Origin of the sequence: Streptomyces sp. S07_1.15, assembly GCF_020739505.1 — a bacterium.
GTDB lineage: Bacteria > Actinomycetota > Actinomycetes > Streptomycetales > Streptomycetaceae > Streptomyces > Streptomyces xinghaiensis.
This window is the reverse complement of the sequence record NZ_JAJBZK010000001.1, coordinates 5945336-5963720: the sequence shown is the minus strand read 5'-3', so window position 1 is coordinate 5963720 and position 18385 is coordinate 5945336. Positions and strand designations below refer to the sequence as shown.

Sequence of the window (18385 nt, the reverse complement as noted above, 5' to 3'; positions counted from 1 at the left end):
CGGTCAGGCGGCGTTGCGCGGGCCGCCGAGCTGGATCCCGGCCATGCGCGACCACTCGTACGGTCCGGTGCGGACCCGGGCCGCCATCTCCCCGTCGAAGTTCTCGTGCACGGTGATGCCGGCCTTCTCGGCCGCGCGCTCCGCGATCGCGTGGGACGGCGCCACCAGGTCGCCCCAGCCGCCGTCGGCACCGACGAGGACGATCCGGGCACCCATCTGCCCGAGGTGCGCGATCTGCCCCTCGGCGGAGCCGCCGTGCTGCTTGGCGAAGGCGTTGATCTCCCGGGCCAGCTTGGCCACCCGGCGCTCGGCCCTCTTGTCCGCCCCGGTCGCCTTCCCGGCCGCCGCGGCGGTGTCTCCGGCGGCCTGGGTGCCGCCCGCGTCCTGGTCCTGCTTGCTGTCTGCCATGACCAGGATGCTACCCACGGGTAGATCAACTGGCGACGGGCCGGGCGCGTGGCCTTGACCACGCACCCGGCCCGTACCGGGCGAAAACCACCGGGGGTGCTAGCGGAGGAAGGGGTCCACCGCGACGGCGAGGAAGAGCAGGGAGACATAGGTGATGGACCAGTGGAACAGCCGCATCTCCTTCAGCTTGGCGCCGGTGATCCCGGCCCGGGCGCGCGCCTGCAGTCCGTGCGCCTCCTTGAGCCAGAACGCGCCGAGGACGACGGCCACCACGGGGTAGAACCAGCCGGTGTAGCCCAGCGGCCACAGCAGCAGCGAGACCCCGACCATCACCCAGCTGTAGAGGACGATCTGCCGGGCGACCGCCTTGTTCCCCGCGACCACCGGCAGCATCGGGACGCCCACCCGCGCGTAGTCGTCCTTGACCTTCATCGACAGCGGCCAGTAGTGCGGCGGCGTCCAGAAGAAGATGACCAGGAAGAGGACGAGCGCGGCCCAGGAGACCTCGTTCCGCACCGCGGACCAGCCGATGAAGACCGGCATACAGCCCGCGATGCCGCCCCAGACGATGTTCTGCGCGGTACGCCGCTTGAGCCACATCGTGTAGACGACGACGTAGAAGAGGAGCGCCCCCAGCGAGAGCATCGCGGACAGCGGATTGACCAGGAACCAGAACCACGCGGTGGAGCCGGCGGCGAGCGCGGTCGCGAAGACCAGGCACTCGCGCGGCGAGACCATGCCCGTCACCAGCGGACGCTGCGAGGTGCGGTCCATCAGCGCGTCGATGTCCCGGTCGATGTACATGTTGTACGCGCCGGCGCCGCCGGCCGACATGAAGCCGCCGATACAGGTGGCCAGGACCAGCCACAGGTCCGGCACACCCTCCGCGGCGAGGAACATCACCGGGACGGTGGTCATCAGCAGCAGCTCGATGACGCGCGGCTTCGTCAGCGCGAAGAAAGCCTTGACCCGTGCATCGAGTGGCCGGTAGCCGGGGCCCATCACGGGCACCCGCACTGGATGGGAATCGACGACCGTCACGCGCACCCCTGTGGTGAATGACATCAGCGGCTCGGTGCCGCGGGGAGATCCTGCAAGTCCGCCCGGAACCGACGGGTCCGGTCACGGCTTGCGCGTACCACGCCACTTTAGACGCCCCGGGGACCACGCCCGCCGCCGGGGGTACCGGACGTGTTGGGCGGGCGCGGCGCCCCTCCGTTTGAGCAGTTGGGGCCCATGGCCCGTATGGATGCCCGACAGGTCTGATCATGCGTCCGGCGGGGAACCCGGTCAGGGCCGCACCGGCGCACCGTACGGCCGCGGCGGGAGGGGTGCGCCGGGCGGACAGAAGCCTCCGTGAGGTGCGGTTCCGACAGTTGGACGGTCGAAAGCACGCACACGGGTGCGAGATAGGCTCGACACCGCCCGGTGAGCCAAGTCACCGGCACTGCGACCTTGTGGAGAGGAGCCCTGACCCAGGGTGAGCATCAAGCCGACGACCACAGAGCTCGAGTGGACAGAGCTGGACCAGCGGGCCGTTGACACCGCCCGAATCCTGGCCATGGATTCCGTGCAGAAGGTCGGTAACGGCCACCCCGGCACGGCCATGAGCCTGGCGCCCGCCGCCTACCTCCTGTTCCAGAAACTGATGCGGCACGACCCCTCCGACGCCGGGTGGACCGGACGGGACCGCTTCGTCCTCTCCCCCGGCCACTCCAGCCTGACCCTCTACATCCAGCTCTACCTGGCCGGTTACGGACTGGAGCTGGACGACCTCAAGGCCTTCCGCACCTGGGGCAGCAAGACCCCGGGGCACCCGGAGTTCGGTCACACCACCGGTGTCGAGACCACCACCGGCCCGCTCGGCCAGGGCATCGCCAACGCCGTGGGCATGGCGATGGCCGCGCGCTACGAGCGCGGACTGTTCGACCCGGAGGCGCCCGAGGGCGGCTCCCCGTTCGACCACACCGTCTGGGCGATCGTCTCCGACGGCGATCTGGAGGAGGGCATCTCCGCCGAGGCGTCCTCGCTGGCCGGGCACCAGAAGCTCGGCAACCTCATCGCGCTCTACGACGACAACCACATCTCGATCGAGGGCGACACCGCGACGGCCCTCTCCGAGGACGTGCTGCAGCGCTACGAGGCGTACGGCTGGCACGTCCAGCGCGTCGACCAGGCGCCGAACGGCGACTTCGACGTGCGGGCGCTGTACGCGGCGTTCCAGGCCGCGAAGGCCGAGACCGGGCGGCCCTCCATGATCGCCGCCCGCACCATCATCGCCTGGCCGGCGCCGAACGCGCAGAACACCGAGGCCTCGCACGGCTCGGCGCTGGGCGCCGAGGAGGTCGCCGCCACCAAGCGGGTGCTCGGCTTCGACCCCGAGGTCCACTTCCCGGAGGACACGGAGGTCCTGGCGCACGCCCGTGCCGCCGCCGACCGGGGCCGCGAGGCCCGTGCCGCCTGGGACAAGCGGATGCAGGACTGGCGGAACGCCAACCCGGAGCGCGCCGCCGAGTTCGACCGCATCAGCGCGGGGGAGCTGCCCGAGGGCTGGGAACGCAAGCTGCCGGTCTTCGAGCCCGGCAAGGACGTCGCCACCCGCAAGGCCTCCGGTGAGGTCCTCAAGGAGCTCGGGCAGATCATCCCCGAGCTGTGGGGCGGCTCCGCCGACCTCGCCGGCTCGAACAACACCACGATCGACGCCACCTCCTCCTTCCTCCCGGCGGACAACCCGCTGCCCGAGGCGAACCCCTACGGCCGCACGGTGCACTTCGGCATCCGCGAGCACGCCATGGGCTCGACCATGAACGGCATCGCGCTGCACGGCAACACCCGCATCTACGGCGGCACCTTCCTGGTGTTCTCCGACTACATGCGCCCCGCCGTGCGGCTCGCCGCCCTGATGGAGCTGCCGGTCACCTACGTCTGGACGCACGACTCGATCGGCCTCGGCGAGGACGGCCCCACCCACCAGCCCGTGGAGCACCTGGCCGCGCTGCGCGCCATCCCGGGCCTCAACATGGTCCGCCCGGCCGACGCCAACGAGACCTCCGTGGTCTGGGGTGAGATCATCCGCCGGCACACCGCCAAGCCCGCCCCGCACGGACTGGCCCTCACCCGGCAGAACGTGCCGACGTACGCCGCGAACGGCGGAGCCGCCCGGGGCGGTTACGTCCTGTTCGAGGCCGAGGACGCCGACGGGAAGGCCGCCGACCCGCGGGTGGTGCTCATCGCCACCGGCTCCGAGGTGCAGCTGGCCGTCGAGGCCCGGGAGCGCCTCCAGGCGTCCGGCGTCCCCGCCCGCGTGGTGTCGATGCCCTGCGTCGAGTGGTTCGAGGAGCAGGACCAGGGGTACCGGGACAGCGTGCTGCCCCCGGCCGTCCGCGCCCGGGTGGCGGTGGAGGCGGGAATCGGCCTGTCCTGGCACCGGTACACCGGTGAGACGGGCCGGATCGTGTCCCTGGAGCACTTCGGTGCCTCCGCCGACTACAAGGTGCTGTACCGCGAGTTCGGTCTCACCGCCGAGGCCGTCGAGGCCGCGGCCCGGGAATCCCTCGAAGCCGCGGGTCGCTGACGCCCGTATCCGTACAAGGAGGAGTTGCAACTCTTATGGCAGACGCACTCAAGCGCCTCTCCGACGAGGGCGTGGCGATCTGGCTGGACGACCTGTCCCGCACGTTCATCTCGTCCGGTGAACTCGCGGAGCTGATGGACACCAGCCACCTCGTGGGGGTCACCACCAATCCGACCATCTTCCAGAAGGCCATCTCCGGCGGCGAGGGGTACGAGCGGCAGGTCTCCGACCTCGCCGTGCGGCGGGTGACCGTCGAAGAGGCCGTGCGCATGATCACCACGGCGGACGTCCGGGACGCGGCCGACGTGCTGCGGCCGGTGTTCGACGCCACGGACGGCCGCGACGGCCGGGTCTCCATCGAGGTCGACCCGCGGCTGGCGCACAACACCCACGCGACCGTCGCCGAGGCCAAGCAGCTGGCCTGGCTGGTGGACCGGCCGAACACGCTCATCAAGATCCCGGCCACGGAGGCGGGCCTTCCGGCGATCACCGAGGTCATCGGCCTCGGGATCAGCGTCAACGTCACGCTGATCTTCTCGCTGGAGCGCTACCGCGCGGTCATGGACGCCTACCTGTCCGGCCTGGAGAAGGCGAGCGCCGCCGGCCTGGACCTCTCCCGGATCCAGTCGGTCGCCTCCTTCTTCGTGTCCCGGGTGGACACCGAGATCGACAAGCGGCTGGACGGCATGGGCACCGAGGAGGCCGCGGCCCTGCGCGGCAAGGCGGCCGTGGCCAACGCCCGGCTGGCCTACCAGGCGTACGAGGAGGTCTTCGCCTCCGACCGCTGGGCCGCCCTGGAGCGCCAGGGCGCCAACCGGCAGCGGCCGCTGTGGGCCTCCACCGGCGTCAAGGACAAGGCGTACAAGGACACCCTGTACGTCGACGAGCTGGTCGCCCCCGGCACGGTCAACACCATGCCGCACGCGACCCTGGAGGCCGTCGCCGAGCACGGCGAGATCACCGGTGACACGGTGACCGGCGGCTACGAGCAGGCCCGCGCCGACCTCGACGCGCTGGAGAAGCTCGGCGTCTCCTACGACGAGGTCGTCCAGCTCCTGGAGGACGAGGGCGTGGAGAAGTTCGAGAAGTCCTGGACCGACCTCCTCGAATCCACCGAGGCCGAGCTGAAGCGACTCGCTCCGGAGGCGTGAACATTGAGCAGCAGCAATCCGCTGCGTGACGTGTCGGACCGGCGGCTCCCGCGCATCGCGGGGCCGTCCGGTCTGGTCATCTTCGGCGTCACGGGGGATCTGTCCCGCAAGAAGCTGATGCCCGCCGTCTACGATCTGGCCAATCGCGGACTGCTGCCGCCGGGGTTCTCCCTGGTCGGGTTCGCCCGACGGGAGTGGGAGGACCAGGACTTCTGCCAGGTCGTCCACGACGCCATCAAGGAGAACGCCCGGACCCCGTTCCGCGAGGAGGTCTGGCAGCAGCTGAGCCAGGGCTTCCGCTTCGTCCCGGGCACCTTCGACGACGACGACGCCTTCCGCAAGCTGAAGGCCACCATCAACGAGCTCGACAAGGCCCGCGGCACCGGCGGCAACTTCGCCTTCTACCTCTCGGTGCCGCCGAAGTTCTTCCCCACCGTCGTCCGGCAGCTCAAGGAGCACGGGCTGTCGGAGGGGCAGGGCGACTCCTGGCGGCGCGCCGTCATCGAGAAGCCGTTCGGCCACGACCTGGAGAGCGCCCGGGAGCTCAACCACATCATCCACCAGGTGTTCAAGCCCGGTGACGTCTTCCGGATCGACCACTACCTGGGCAAGGAGACGGTCCAGAACATCCTGGCGCTGCGCTTCGCCAACACGATGTTCGAGCCGATCTGGAACCGCAGTTACGTGGACCATGTGCAGATCACGATGGCCGAGGACATCGGGATCGGCGGCCGGGCCGGCTACTACGACGGCATCGGCGCAGCCCGGGACGTCATCCAGAACCACCTGCTCCAGCTGCTGGCCCTGACCGCGATGGAGGAGCCGTCCTCCTTCGACGCCAAGGCGCTGGTGACCGAGAAGCTGAAGGTCCTCAAGGCCGTCCAGCTCCCCGGGGACCTGGGCGCCCACACCGTGCGCGGCCAGTACACGCACGGCTGGCAGGGCGGCGAGGAGGTGCTCGGCTACTGCGAGGAGGAGGGCATCAGCCGCGACTCGCGCACCGACACCTACGCCGCCATCAAACTCTCCATCGACAACCGCCGCTGGGCCGGGGTGCCGTTCTACCTGCGCACCGGCAAGCGGCTGGGCCGCCGCGTCACCGAGATCGCGGTCGTCTTCCAGCGCGCGCCGTACTCGCCCTTCGACACCACCGACACCCATGAGCTGGGGCAGAACGCCCTGGTCATCCGGGTGCAGCCGGACGAGGGCGTCACCATCCGGTTCGGCTCCAAGGTGCCGGGCACCTCGATGGAGATCCGCGACGTCACCATGGACTTCGCGTACGGCGAGTCCTTCACCACCTCCAGCCCCGAGGCCTACGAACGGCTGCTGCTGGACGTGCTGCTGGGCGACGCCAACCTCTTCCCGCGGCACCAGGAGGTCGAGGAGTCCTGGCGCATCCTCGACCCCATCGAGGAGTACTGGGACACCCACGGCAAGCCGGAGGAGTACACCGCCGGCACCTGGGGCCCCAGGGCGGCGGACGAGATGCTCGCACGAGACGGACGGAGCTGGCGCCGGCCATGAACATCGACCTCACGGACACCACCTCCAGCCAGATCAACTCCAGCCTGGTGAAGGCGCGCCGGGCCGCCGGCTCACCGGCCGTCGGCATGGTGCTGACCCTCATCATCGTCACCGACGAGGGCAACCACTACGACGCGCTGAAGTCGGCCAGCCAGGCCTCCCAGGAGCACCCCTCGCGCATCCTCGTGGTCATCAAGCGGCCGGGGCGCTCGCCGCGGGACCGCAAGCTGGCCCGGCTGGACGCGGAGGTGCGGGTCGGCGGGGAGACCGGCACCAGCGAGACGGTGCTGCTGCGGCTCCACGGCGAACTGGCCCACCACGCCCACTCGGTCGTCCTGCCGCTGCTGCTGCCGGACACCCCCGTGGTCGTGTGGTGGCCGGAGGACGCCCCGGCGCACCCCAACGAGGACCTGCTGGGCAAGCTGGCGGCCCGGCGCATCACCGACGCCTCGGCCACCGAGGACCCGGTCTCCACACTCGCCCTGCGGGCCGAGACGTACACGCCGGGCGACACCGACCTGGCGTGGACCCGCATCACCCCGTGGCGCAGCGTCCTGGCGGCCGCGCTGGACCAGCGGCACGCGCCGGTCGAGTCGGCCGTGGTCGAGGGCGAGGCGTACAACCCGAGCAGTGAGCTGCTGGCGCTGTGGCTGGCCGACCGGCTGAAGGTGCCCGTGGCCCGCAAGGTGTCGGCGGGGCCGGGCCTGACGGCCGTCCGGCTGACGACCGGTGAGGGCGAGATCTGCCTGCACCGGGCGGACGGATCCCTGGCGGCGCTCAAGATGCCGGGGCAGCCGGACCGGCATGTCGCGCTCCAGCGGCGGGAGACCTCCGAGCTGATCGCGGAGGAGCTGCGGCGGCTCGACCCCGACGAGGCGTTCGCCGCCACGGTCAGATTCGGCGCCGGGCGGCTCGGCAAGCAGACGATTCAGCCGGAGACGGTGAACGGGGCGCGGTCGGCACCGGCGGCCGGGGCGCCGGCGGCCGGGCGGACGCCACCCGAGCCCGAGCCCGAGCCGGCGAAGCCGTCGGCCCCGGCCCACCGGGCGCTGGAGGCCCCGCGGCCCGCGCCGCCGGGTCCGGCCGGTTCCGCCGGATCCGCCGGTTCCGCCGCCCCGCCGTCGCCGCCGCCTCCGCCGCCGGGGGCCCGGCCCCTGGAGGGCGTCCGGCCGCAGCCGCCGCGCAAGGATCCGGGCGGCCCGGGCGGCCCCGCCGGGAGGCCGGCCCTGTGAGCGCTCCGCAGATCGTCGTCCACCGCGACAAGGAACTCATGGCCGGGGCCGCCGCGGCCCGGCTGATCACGAGGATCGTGGACGCCCAGTCGGCGCGCGGCTCCGCCTCGGTGGTGCTCACCGGCGGCCGCAACGGCAACGGGCTGCTGGCCGCGCTCGCCGCGTCACCGGCGCGGGACGCCGTGGACTGGTCGCGGATCGACCTGTGGTGGGGCGACGAGCGCTTCCTGCCCGCGAACGACCCCGAGCGCAACGAGGCCCAGGCCCGCGAGGCCCTGCTGGACGCGCTGCCCCTCGATCCGGCCCGGGTCCACCCGATGGCCGCCTCCGACGGCCCGCACGGCGCGGACGTGGACGACGCGGCCGCGGCGTACGCCGCCGAGCTGGAACGGGCCACCGCCCCGGAGGACCACGGTCCGGTGCCGGCCTTCGACGTGCTGATGCTGGGGGTCGGCCCGGACACCCATGTGGCCTCGCTCTTCCCGGAGTTGTCGGCCGTACGGGAGACGGAGCGGACGGTGGTCGGGGTGCACGGCGCCCCCAAGCCGCCGCCGACCCGGATCTCGCTGACCCTGCCCGCGATCCGCGCGGCCCGCGAGGTGTGGCTGCTGGCAGCGGGCGAGGACAAGGCCAAGGCGGTGGCGCTCGCGCTCTCCGGCGCCGGGGAGATCCAGGTGCCGGCGGCGGGCGCGTACGGCACCCGGCGCACCCTGTGGCTGCTCGACCGGGCCGCCGCGGCCGGACTGCCGCGCGAGATGTACCCGCCCGCCTCGCCCTGACGCGTCGCCCGCGGCTCGGCCGCTCGTACCGGGAACGGCCCGGGACCGTGCACCACCGTGCACCCGGTCCCGGGCCGTTCCGTGTCCCGAGCGGCGTGACTAGCGTCCGCGCAGGGCGCGGTAGCGGGAGACGAGGGCGGCCGTGGAGGCGTCCAGACCGGGCACCTCGGCCCCCTCGGTGAGAGCCGGCTCGATCCGCTTGGCCAGCACCTTGCCCAGCTCGACGCCCCACTGGTCGAAGGAGTCGATGTTCCAGACGGCGCCCTGCACGAAGACCTTGTGCTCGTAGAGCGCGACCAGCTGGCCGAGGACCGAGGGGTTCAGCTCGGGGGCCAGGATGGTGGTGGTGGGGTGGTTGCCGCGGAAGGTGCGGTGCGGCACCTGCTCGGCCGGTACGCCCTCCGCCTCGACCTCCTCGGCCGTCTTGCCGAAGGCGAGCGCCTGGCCCTGCGCGAACAGATTGGCCATCAGCAGGTCGTGCTGGGCGGCGAGCCGGTCGTCGAGTTCGCCGGCCGGGCGGGCGAAGCCGATGAGGTCGGCCGGGATCATCTTGGTGCCCTGGTGGAGCAACTGGTAGTACGCGTGCTGCCCGTTGGTGCCGGGCGTGCCCCAGACGACCGGGCCCGTCTGCCAGCTCACCGGGCGGCCCTCGCGGTCCACGGACTTGCCGTTGGACTCCATGTCGAGCTGCTGGAGGTAGGCGGTGAACCGGGAGAGGTAGTGGCTGTACGGGAGCACGGCGTGCGACTGGGCGTCGTGGAAGTTGCCGTACCAGATGCCCAGCAGGCCGAGCAGCAGCGGGGCGTTCTCCTCCGGCGGCGCGCAGCGGAAGTGCTCGTCCATGAGGTGGAAGCCGGCCAGCATCTCGCGGAAGTGGTCCGGGCCGATGGCGATCATCAGCGACAGCCCGATGGCCGAGTCGTAGGAGTACCGGCCGCCGACCCAGTCCCAGAACTCGAACATGTTGGCCGGGTCGATGCCGAACCGCGCGACCTCCGAGGCGTTGGTCGACACCGCCACGAAGTGCCGGGCGACCGCCGCCTCGTCGCCGCCGAGCCCGTCCAGCAGCCAGCTGCGGGCGCTGGTGGCGTTGGTGATGGTCTCGATGGTGGTGAAGGTCTTGGAGGAGATGACGAACAGCGTCGTCTCCGGGTCCAGGTCGCGCAGCGCCTCGTGCAGATCGGCGCCGTCGATGTTGGAGACGAAACGGAACGTCAGCTCACGCGCCGTGTAGGGCCGCAGCACCTCGTAGGCCATGGCCGGGCCGAGGTCGGAGCCGCCGATGCCGATGTTGACGACGGCCCGGACGGGCTTGCCGGTGTGGCCCGTCCACTGGCCCCCGCGGACCTTGTTGGCGAAGACGCACATCTTGCCCAGGACGGAGTGGACGGCGGGGACCACGTTCTCCCCGTCCACCTCGACGACCGCGTCGTGCGGGGCGCGCAGCGCGGTGTGGAGCACCGCCCGGCCCTCGGTGTTGTTGATCTTCTCGCCGCGGAACATCGCGTCCCGCAGACCGGCCACCCCGGCCGCCGCCGCGAGCTCGCGCAGCAGAGCGAGCGTCTCGTCGGTCACCAGGTGCTTGGAGTAGTCCAGATGGAGGTCACCGGCCCGGAGGGAGTAGCGCCCGGCGCGCTCCGGGTCGCCCGCGAAGAGCTCCCGCAGTCCCACCTCCCCCAGTTTCTCCCGGTGCTGAGCCAACGCGGCCCACTCCGGCATGCGGTCCAGCCTGCCGCGGCCTTCTGCGTTCATCTCGGACATCGACCCACTTCTTCTCGTACGAGCCCCCACTGCGTCTCCCAACCTAAGGGATCACGCGGCGGCAGGAGGTGTCCCCTCGCGGTCCGGGGCGCGGAGGGCCGGTATCAACGCCAGTGCGCCGAGCGCGAAGAGGGCCGCCGTCAGCAGGGCGGGGGTGTTGAGCCCCCAGGCCGCGGCGGCCGCGCCGCCCAGCACGGCACCGAGCGGGGCACTGCCGGTGGACAGGGTGCGGCTCGCCGCGCTCACCCGGCCGAGCATCCCGGCCGGACTGCGCTGCTGCATCATCGTCACCTCGGTGACGTTCCAGACCATGCCGATGACACCGAAGACCCCGAGCGCGGCCAGCGCGGCGGGCAGACCGCGGACCGAACCGAGCACGACCAGACAGCCGATCTGCAGGACGAGACCGAGGAACAGCGCGCGGGCCTGCCCGGCCCGGCGGGTGACCCGTCCGGCGACCAGGCCGCCCAGGACGCTGCCGGCGCCGTAGGCCGTGAGGACGGCGGCGTAGCCCGTCTCCCCCGCGCCCAGCCAGCCCGTCACATGGAGCACCAGCGTCGCGATCAGGGCGCCCATGCCCACGCTGGACAGCGCGTTGGAGAGGCACAGCGACCGCAGCACCCGGTCCCGCCACAGCACCCGGATGCCCTCGGCGATGTCCCGGCGGAGGGTCCGGCCCGGGGACCGCGGCTCCCGTTCGGGCGCGGTGACGCGGAGGGAGGCGATGAGCGCCGCCGCCGCCAGATAGGTCGCGGCGTCGGCGGCGTAGGGCACGGCCGCACCGAGGGCCAGCGCCGCCGGCACCAGGGGCGCGGCGAGGAACGACCCCGCGATCTGCTGGCCGGTCATCAGCCGGGCGTTGGCCGAGGAGAGCGCGGAGCCGGGGACGACGGAGGGCAGCAGGGCCGTGGCCGCGTTGTCGAAGAGGGTCTGGAGGGTGGTGAGCGCGAAGGCCAGCGCGATCAGCAGGGCGATCGTCGCGAGACCGAGGGCCACGGCGAGAGCGAAGGCCGCCATCAGCACGCCCCGGAGGACGTCCACCGACCACATGGCCCGGCGCTGGTCCACCCGGTCCGCCACGGCCCCGCCCAGCAGCCCGAAGAGCAGCCAGGGGAGGAATCCGCAGGCGGTCACCAGCGAGACGAGGAACGGGTCGTCCGTGAGCCGGACGGCGAGCAGCGGGAGCGCCGCCCCGCGCAGGGCGTCACCGAAGCGGGACAGGACGGCGGCCGCCCACAGCCGTCCGAACCCGCCCCGCCAGGCGGGTACGGCGGGGCCGGCGGCCTCCGCCGCACCCGGCCCGGTCTCCGGCCCGGCTCCCGCACCCGCGTCCGTGCCGGTGGCCGTGCCAGTGCCGGTACCCGTGCTGCCCGTGCCCGTCTCCGCGCTCATCACCGCTCCCCCGCCGTGCCGCCCGCCGCCCCGGCCCCGGTCCCGTGGATGTTGGATGTCTCCCGTACGCCGGAGAACCTAGCCGCGGGCACTGACAGCGGCATCGGGAACATTCCTCATCCGGGGCCTCGGATACGGCTCTCCGGTCCTCAGTCGGCTCGGGGGCTCACAGGGCTCGGAGCCGCCCCCGTGCCGTACACGGCGGACGGCCCGGCCGCCAGGGGTCGCCCTGGCGGCCGGGCCGTGGAAAGTCGTCGTGCCGGTGTCCGGCCGGTGTCGCGCGGGGGCTCAGATCTCGCCGCGGAGCTTGGCCAGCGCCTCGGCGAGGATCGCCTCGCCGTCGGCGTCGCTGCGGCGCTCCCGCACATACGCGAGATGGGTCTTGTACGGCTCGGTGCGCGGCGGGTCCGGTGGGTTCTCCCGGTCCTGACCGGCGGGGAAGCCACAGCGCGGACAGTCCCAGGTGTCGGGGACCTGCGCGTCGCTGGCGAAGCTCGGCTGCGTCTCGTGCCCGTTCGAGCACCAGAAGGAGATGCGGAGGCGCGGAGCGGACTCGCCCCGCTCGGCCTCCCCCATCGGCCCCGCGCCGACCCGGCTTCCACGGATCGCGTTGCCACTTGCCACGGTCGTAACTCCCTGCGTGATGGTGCTGCGAAGCATCGGTAGGCAGCTCAGCTACCGGGCGCCCCAGTCTATGCAAGGCCCAACGCGCGTCCAGTGGCCGGAGTTACAAAATCCGCCCCGCGGACGCAAGCCCATGATAGGCCGCGAACACGACGATCCGTCAGCTGTCCAGCTTCATCAGGATCCCCAGAGCGACGATGCAGACGAACCACAGGAGCCCGATCACGACGGTGATGCGGTCGAGGTTGCGCTCGGCCACCGAGGACCCGCCGACGGAGGACTGCATGCCACCGCCGAACATGTCGGACAGACCGCCGCCCTTCCCCTTGTGCATGAGCACCAGCATCATCAGCAGACCACTGAAGATGATCAGGGCGATCGAGAACCCCATAACCACGACTGGACCAACTCTCTCGGGCTTGACGGCTGACTGCGACAGTTCGGGGGCCGGCGGCTGTGTGCCGTCCCGGCCCCCGACAGAGTACGCCGGACTGTGCTGTCCGGCCTACTTCCCGGTCTCTTTACTGGTCGCGGAACCGGACGATCTTGACGAACTCGTCGGCGTCCAGCGCCGCGCCGCCGACCAGGGCCCCGTCCACATCGGGCTGCGCCATGATCGCCGCGACGTTGCCGGACTTCACCGAGCCGCCGTACTGGATCCGGACCCCGTCCGCCAGTTCCCGGCTGTACAGCTCGGCCAGGCGGCCGCGGATCGCGCCGCACACCTCCTGGGCGTCCTCGGGGGTGGCCACCTCGCCGGTGCCGATGGCCCACACCGGCTCGTAGGCGATCACGATGGACGCGGCCTGCTCGGCCGGGATGTCCTTCAGGGCGCCGTCGACCTGGGCGAGCGTGTGCGCGACCTGGTTGCCGGCCTTGCGGACGTCCAGGCCCTCGCCGACGCAGAGGATCGGGGTCAGGCCGTGCTGGTACGCGGCCTTGACCTTGGCGTTGACGATCTCCTCGTCCTCGCCGTGGTACTGCCGGCGCTCGGAGTGGCCGATCGCGACGTAGGCGCACTTCAGCTTGGCGAGCATGGAGCCGGAGATCTCGCCGGTGTAGGCGCCGTTGTCGTGGGCGGAGACGTCCTGGGCGCCGTAGGCGATCCTCAGCTTGTCGCCGTCGACCAGGGTCTGCACCGAGCGCAGATCGGTGAAGGGCACCAGAACGGCGACCTCGACGGCGTCGTAGTCCTTGTCGGACAGGGCGAAGGCGAGCTTCTGGACGTGCGCGATGGCCTCGAGGTGGTTGAGGTTCATCTTCCAGTTGCCCGCCATGAGCGGGGTGCGGCCGTGGGCGGGAGCGGTCATGCGGGGTCAGTCCTCCAGTGCGGCGAGGCCGGGGAGCGTCTTGCCCTCGAGGTACTCGAGGCTCGCGCCACCGCCGGTCGAAATGTGGCCGAAAGCGTTCTCGTCGAAGCCCAGCTGCCGCACGGCGGCGGCGGAGTCGCCACCGCCGACGACGGAGAAGGCCGGGCTGTCGAGGAGCGCCTGGGCGACCGCGCGGGTGCCCTCGGCGTAGTCCGGGTGCTCGAAGACGCCCATCGGGCCGTTCCAGAAGACGGTGGCCGCGTCGGCGAGTTTCGAGGCGAAGAGCTTACGGGTCTCCGGACCGATGTCCAGGCCCTGCATGTCGGCCGGGATGACGTCCGCGGAGACCGTGACCGGGTTCGCCGGGGCCTTCGTCTTCAGGTCCGGGAACCCGGCGGCCGCCAGCACGTCGACGGGGAGCACGAACTCCACGCCCTGCTCCTTCGCCCGCGTGAGGTACTCCCGGACGGCCGGGACCTGGTCCTCCTGCAGCAGCGAGCCGCCGATCTCGTGGCCCTGGGCCTTGAGGAAGGTGTAGGCCATGCCGCCGCCGATGAGGATGCGGTCGGCCTTGCCCAGCAGGTGGTCGATCACGCCGAGCTTGTCGGAGACCTTGGCACCGCCGAGCACGACGGCGTACGGGCGCTTGACGTCCTCGGTGAGCTTCTTCAGGACGCCGACCTCGGTGGCGATGAGGCCGCCGGCGGCGTGCGGGAGGCGGGCCGGGAGGTCGTAGACGGAGGCGTGCTTGCGGTGGACCGCGCCGAAGCCGTCGCCGACGTAGAGGTCGGCGAGGGCGGCGAGCCGGTCGGCGAAGGCGCCGCGCTCGGCGTCGTCCTTGCTCGTCTCGCCCGGGTTGAAGCGGAGGTTCTCCAGGACGGCGACCTGGCCGCCGGCGAGCCCCTCCACGGTGGAGCGGGCGCCGTCGTCCACGGTGTCGGCCGCGAACGCGACGTCCCGGCCCAGCAGTTCGCCGAGGCGCGCGGCCGCGGGGGCGAGGGAGAACTTCGGGTCCGGGGCGCCCTTGGGGCGGCCCAGATGGGAGGCGACGATCACCTTGGCGCCCGCTTCGGCGAGCCGGGCGATCGTCGGGAGGACGGCGCGGATGCGGCCGTCGTCGGTGATGGTGGTGCCGTCGAGCGGCACGTTGAGGTCGGCGCGGACGAAGACCCGCTTGCCCGCCACCTGGAGGTCGTCGATCGTCTTCATGAGGGGACTCCTTGTGAACCCGTGAGCCGGGGTGCCTGATCAGGCAGCAGGGCCCGGGCGTGTGGCCGCGGGCCCTGCTGTCTCATGTCGAGCTGTCCGGTGCGGCGGTGGTCAGAGCTTGCCGCCGACGAACGTGGTCAGGTCCACCATGCGGTTGGAGTAGCCCCACTCGTTGTCGTACCAGCCGACGACCTTGACCTGCTTGCCCTGCGCCATGGTGAGCAGGGAGTCGAAGGTGCAGGAGGCCGGCCAGTTGACGATGTCCGAGGAGACGATCGGGTCCTCGGTGTACTCCAGGACGCCCTTGAGCTGGCCCTCGGCCGCCTTCTGGAAGGCGGCGTTGACCTCGTCGCGGGTGACCTCGCGATCGAGTTCGATGACGAGGTCGGTGACCGAGCCGGTCGGGACCGGGACGCGCATGGCGATGCCGTCCAGCTTGCCCTTGAGCTGCGGCAGGACCAGCGCGGTGGCCTTGGCGGCGCCCGTGGAGGTCGGGATGATGTTCTCCGCGGCGGCGCGGGCGCGGCGCAGGTCCTTGTGCGGGAAGTCGAGGATGCGCTGGTCGTTGGTGTAGGCGTGGACGGTCGTCATCATGCCCTTGACGATGCCGAAGGCCTCGTCGAGCACCTTGGCCATCGGGGCCACGCAGTTGGTGGTGCAGGAGGCGTTGGAGATGACGTGGTGCTGAGCGGCGTCGTACTTGTCCTGGTTGACGCCCATCACGATGGTGATGTCCTCGTTCTTCGCGGGCGCGGAGATGAGGACCTTCTTGGCGCCGGCGGCCAGGTGCTTGGCGGCGTCGTCACGCTTGGTGAAGATGCCGGTCGACTCGATGACGATGTCGGCGCCGAGCTCGGACCAGGGCAGGTTCGCCGGGTCCCGCTCAGCCATCGTCTTGAAGGTCTTGCCGCCCACCGTGATGGTGTCCTCGGTGTGGCTGACCTCGGCCTGCAGACGGCCCAGAATGGAGTCGTACTTGAGCAGGTGCGCCAGGGTCGCGTTGTCGGTCAGGTCGTTGACACCGACGATCTCGATGTCCGCACCCTGCTCCAGGGCGGCCCGGAAGTAGTTGCGGCCAATGCGGCCGAATCCGTTGATGCCTACGCGGATCGTCACGAACCGATCTCCTCGTTGGTACGCCGGTTGCGACACCGGCGAGCTGTATGGGATTCCCCGACCACCACCGACCCTACCCCTAAGAGAGGACGTTCGTGACATTGGCGCCGCCCTCCCGGCCCGGTCCCGCCATGCGGACAGCGGGCCCGGCGGAGCCCGTCCGGAGCGGGCCGGCCGGGCGCCCCGGCACCGGTCCGGCGCCGCCCGCGGACAGCGCGGCGGGCGCGGGGAACTGACGGGACTTCAGTGGAGCTGGCCGGCCATCTCCCCGGAGAACTCCTCGGCCATGTCCTCGGTGAGACCGGCCTCGGTGCCGGGGATGCCGAGGTCCTGGGCGCGCTTGTCGGCCATCGCCAGCAGCCGCCGGATGCGGCCTGCCACGGCGTCCTTGGTCAGCGGCGGGTCGGCGAGCGCCCCCAACTCCTCCAGGGACGCCTGCTTGTGTTCCATGCGCAGCCGTCCGGCCGCCGCGAGGTGCTCCGGCACGTCGTCGCCGAGGATCTCCAGCGCCCGCTGGACCCGGGCGCCGGCCGCGACGGCGGCGCGCGCCGAGCGGCGCAGATTGGCGTCGTCGAAGTTGGCGAGGCGGTTGGCGGTGGCCCGCACCTCGCGGCGCATCCGCCGCTCCTCCCAGGCCAGTACGGACTCGTGGGCGCCGAGCCGCGTCAACAGCGCGCCGATCGCATCACCGTCACGGACGACCACCCGGTCGACACCGCGCACCTCGCGGGCCTTCGCGCCGATGCCGAGCCGGCGGGCCGCGCCGACCAGGGCGAGCGCGGCCTCGGGGCCGGGGCAGGTGACTTCGAGGGAGGAGGAACGGCCGGGCTCGGTGAGGGAGCCGTGCGCCAGGAAGGCCCCGCGCCAGGCGGCCTCGGCGTCACAGGTGGCGCCGGAGACGACCTGCGGGGGAAGCCCGCGCACCGGTCGGCCGCGGCCGTCCACCAGCCCCGTCTGACGGGCGAGTTGGTCGCCGCCCGCCACCACGCGGACGACGTAGCGGCTGCCGCGCCGGAGCCCGCCGGGGGCCATCACCACCAGGTCGGACGCGTGTCCGAAGATCTCCAGAATGTCCTTGCGGAGCCTGCGCGCCGCGATTCCCGTGTCCAGCTCCGCCTCGATCACGATCCGGCCGCTGACGAGGTGCAGGCCGCCCGCGAACCGCAGGATCGACGAGACCTCCGACTTCCGGCAGCAGGTCCGGGTGACGGGGAGCCGGGAGATTTCATCCTTCACCGCTGCCGTCATCGCCATGGGCCGATCCTTCCATGCATCCTGAAAATCCGGTCGTACGCGGCGGCCAGCAGCTCGGGGTCGTGCCGGGCCGAGCCGTCCGGCGCGGCCACCGGCGCCAGTTCGACCGCGCCGCCGAGCCGCTCGGCGGCTTCGGTGAGACTGTCGCGGTCGGGCACGGCGGCCTCGTCGGCCAGCACCACGTCGAAGGCGAGTTTAGGTGCGTGTCGGGCCAAAACCTCCAAATGACGCTGCGGGGAGAAGCCGTCGGTTTCACCGGGCTGCGGCGCGAGGTTCAGCGAGAGCACGCGGCGGGCCTTGGTCTCCGTCAGCGCGTCGAGCAGCTCCGGGACCAGGAGATGCGGGATCACGGAGGAGAACCACGACCCGGGGCCGAGCACCACCCAGTCCGCGTCGAGGACCGCCTCGACGGCCTCCGGCACCGCGGGCGGGTCGGCCGGGACGAGGTGCACGGACTGCACCTCGCCGCGGGTGAGCGCGACGGTGGCCTGGCCGCGGACGGTGTCCACGTCCTCCGGGCGGGCCGGGTCGTGGCCCCGAACCAGCGCCTCCAGCTCCAGCGGGACCGCGGACATCGGCAGCACCCGGCCGTGCGCCCCCAGCAGCCGGCCGACCCACTCCAGGGCCTGGACGTGGTCGCCGAGCTGCTCCCAGAGGGCGACGATCAGCAGATTGCCCACGGCGTGGCCCTGGAGGTCCCCCTCGCCCGCGAAGCGGTGCTGGACGACGCGGGCCCAGGTCTGGCCCCATGCGTCGTCCCCGCAGAGCGCCGCGAGGGCCTTGCGCAGATCGCCCGGCGGCAGCACGCCGAGTTCGTCGCGGAGCCGGCCGCTGGAGCCGCCGTCGTCGGCGACGGTGACGACGGCCGTGAGGTCGCCGGTGATGCGGCGGAGCGCGGCGAGCGAGGCGGACAGGCCGTGCCCGCCGCCGAGCGCGACGACCTTGGGGTTCATCCCCCGCCGCCGCACGGTGTGGCCCGCGCGGGAGGCCGTGTGGCCGGTGCGCGCCGGCATCAGCCGCCGGACCCGTCCGCCCAGCCGGGAACCGG

The 18385-nt window shown here is 72.0% G+C and carries 16 protein-coding genes; 5 read left to right on the top strand and 11 right to left on the bottom strand.

Features of this window, described 5'->3' with window-relative positions; translation table 11 throughout:
• Positions 1 to 3: 3 nt before the first annotated feature.
• Together LIX60_RS25575 and LIX60_RS25570 are read right to left on the bottom strand one after the other, a co-directional pair.
• Entirely contained in the window at positions 4 to 408 is a 405-nt protein-coding gene (locus LIX60_RS25575) for a hypothetical protein (protein ID WP_227960984.1), read from the bottom strand.
• Between the two features lie 99 nt (positions 409 to 507).
• On the bottom strand, positions 508 to 1449 hold the full coding sequence (locus LIX60_RS25570) for a heme o synthase (RefSeq protein WP_374117991.1): 942 nt from the start codon (positions 1447 to 1449) through the stop codon (positions 508 to 510).
• A 439-nt stretch (positions 1450 to 1888) separates the two neighbouring features.
• Between LIX60_RS25570 and tkt the strand changes: the two genes are divergently transcribed.
• The 5 genes from tkt to pgl are packed head-to-tail and all read left to right on the top strand — an operon-like array spanning position 1889 to position 8671.
• Complete coding sequence (gene tkt, locus LIX60_RS25565; protein ID WP_227960982.1) at positions 1889 to 3982, top strand: transketolase; 2094 nt, start codon at positions 1889 to 1891, stop codon at positions 3980 to 3982.
• A gap of 35 nt (positions 3983 to 4017) precedes the next feature.
• On the top strand, positions 4018 to 5133 hold the full coding sequence (tal, locus tag LIX60_RS25560; RefSeq protein WP_227960979.1) for a transaldolase: 1116 nt from the start codon (positions 4018 to 4020) through the stop codon (positions 5131 to 5133).
• Between the two features lie 3 nt (positions 5134 to 5136).
• Positions 5137 to 6660: a glucose-6-phosphate dehydrogenase gene (zwf, locus tag LIX60_RS25555; protein ID WP_019709574.1), complete on the top strand. Its 1524-nt coding sequence runs from the start codon at positions 5137 to 5139 to the stop codon at positions 6658 to 6660.
• Positions 6657 to 7892, top strand: coding sequence for a glucose-6-phosphate dehydrogenase assembly protein OpcA (gene opcA / locus LIX60_RS25550; RefSeq protein ID WP_227960977.1), 1236 nt, complete (start codon positions 6657 to 6659; stop codon positions 7890 to 7892). Before zwf ends, opcA begins: the two co-directional genes overlap by 4 nt.
• Positions 7889 to 8671: a 6-phosphogluconolactonase gene (gene pgl, locus LIX60_RS25545; protein WP_227960974.1), complete on the top strand. Its 783-nt coding sequence runs from the start codon at positions 7889 to 7891 to the stop codon at positions 8669 to 8671. The genes opcA and pgl overlap by 4 nt, the downstream gene beginning before the upstream one ends.
• 99 nt (positions 8672 to 8770) lie before the next feature.
• On the opposite strand, the gene pgi is transcribed toward pgl, so the two are convergent.
• From pgi to yvcK, 9 genes are all read right to left on the bottom strand, one after another.
• Positions 8771 to 10423, bottom strand: coding sequence for a glucose-6-phosphate isomerase (gene pgi / locus LIX60_RS25540; RefSeq protein WP_227962919.1), 1653 nt, complete (start codon positions 10421 to 10423; stop codon positions 8771 to 8773).
• A gap of 60 nt (positions 10424 to 10483) precedes the next feature.
• Positions 10484 to 11824 (bottom strand): MFS transporter, encoded by a 1341-nt coding sequence (locus LIX60_RS25535; RefSeq protein ID WP_227960972.1) that lies wholly within the window; start codon positions 11822 to 11824, stop codon positions 10484 to 10486.
• A 288-nt stretch (positions 11825 to 12112) separates the two neighbouring features.
• A complete protein-coding gene (locus LIX60_RS25530) occupies positions 12113 to 12448 on the bottom strand; it encodes an RNA polymerase-binding protein RbpA (protein WP_078649359.1) in 336 nt (111 codons plus the stop codon).
• Positions 12449 to 12608: 160 nt separating this feature from the next.
• Positions 12609 to 12839 (bottom strand): preprotein translocase subunit SecG, encoded by a 231-nt coding sequence (gene secG, locus LIX60_RS25525; RefSeq protein ID WP_019709568.1) that lies wholly within the window; start codon positions 12837 to 12839, stop codon positions 12609 to 12611.
• Positions 12840 to 12969: 130 nt separating this feature from the next.
• The gene (gene tpiA, locus LIX60_RS25520) at positions 12970 to 13758 is read right to left on the bottom strand and encodes a triose-phosphate isomerase (RefSeq protein WP_227960970.1); all 789 of its coding nucleotides are present in this window, start codon (positions 13756 to 13758) and stop codon (positions 12970 to 12972) included.
• A 6-nt stretch (positions 13759 to 13764) separates the two neighbouring features.
• Positions 13765 to 14967, bottom strand: coding sequence for a phosphoglycerate kinase (gene pgk / locus LIX60_RS25515; protein WP_227960967.1), 1203 nt, complete (start codon positions 14965 to 14967; stop codon positions 13765 to 13767).
• Between the two features lie 111 nt (positions 14968 to 15078).
• Positions 15079 to 16083: a type I glyceraldehyde-3-phosphate dehydrogenase gene (gene gap / locus LIX60_RS25510; protein ID WP_043463156.1), complete on the bottom strand. Its 1005-nt coding sequence runs from the start codon at positions 16081 to 16083 to the stop codon at positions 15079 to 15081.
• Between the two features lie 243 nt (positions 16084 to 16326).
• Entirely contained in the window at positions 16327 to 17337 is a 1011-nt protein-coding gene (gene whiA, locus LIX60_RS25505; protein ID WP_227960964.1) for a DNA-binding protein WhiA, read from the bottom strand.
• Positions 17328 to 18350, bottom strand: a complete 1023-nt coding sequence (gene yvcK, locus LIX60_RS25500) for a uridine diphosphate-N-acetylglucosamine-binding protein YvcK (RefSeq protein WP_227962918.1) — start codon at positions 18348 to 18350, stop codon at positions 17328 to 17330. The genes whiA and yvcK overlap by 10 nt, the downstream gene beginning before the upstream one ends.
• Positions 18351 to 18385: the final 35 nt, after the last annotated feature.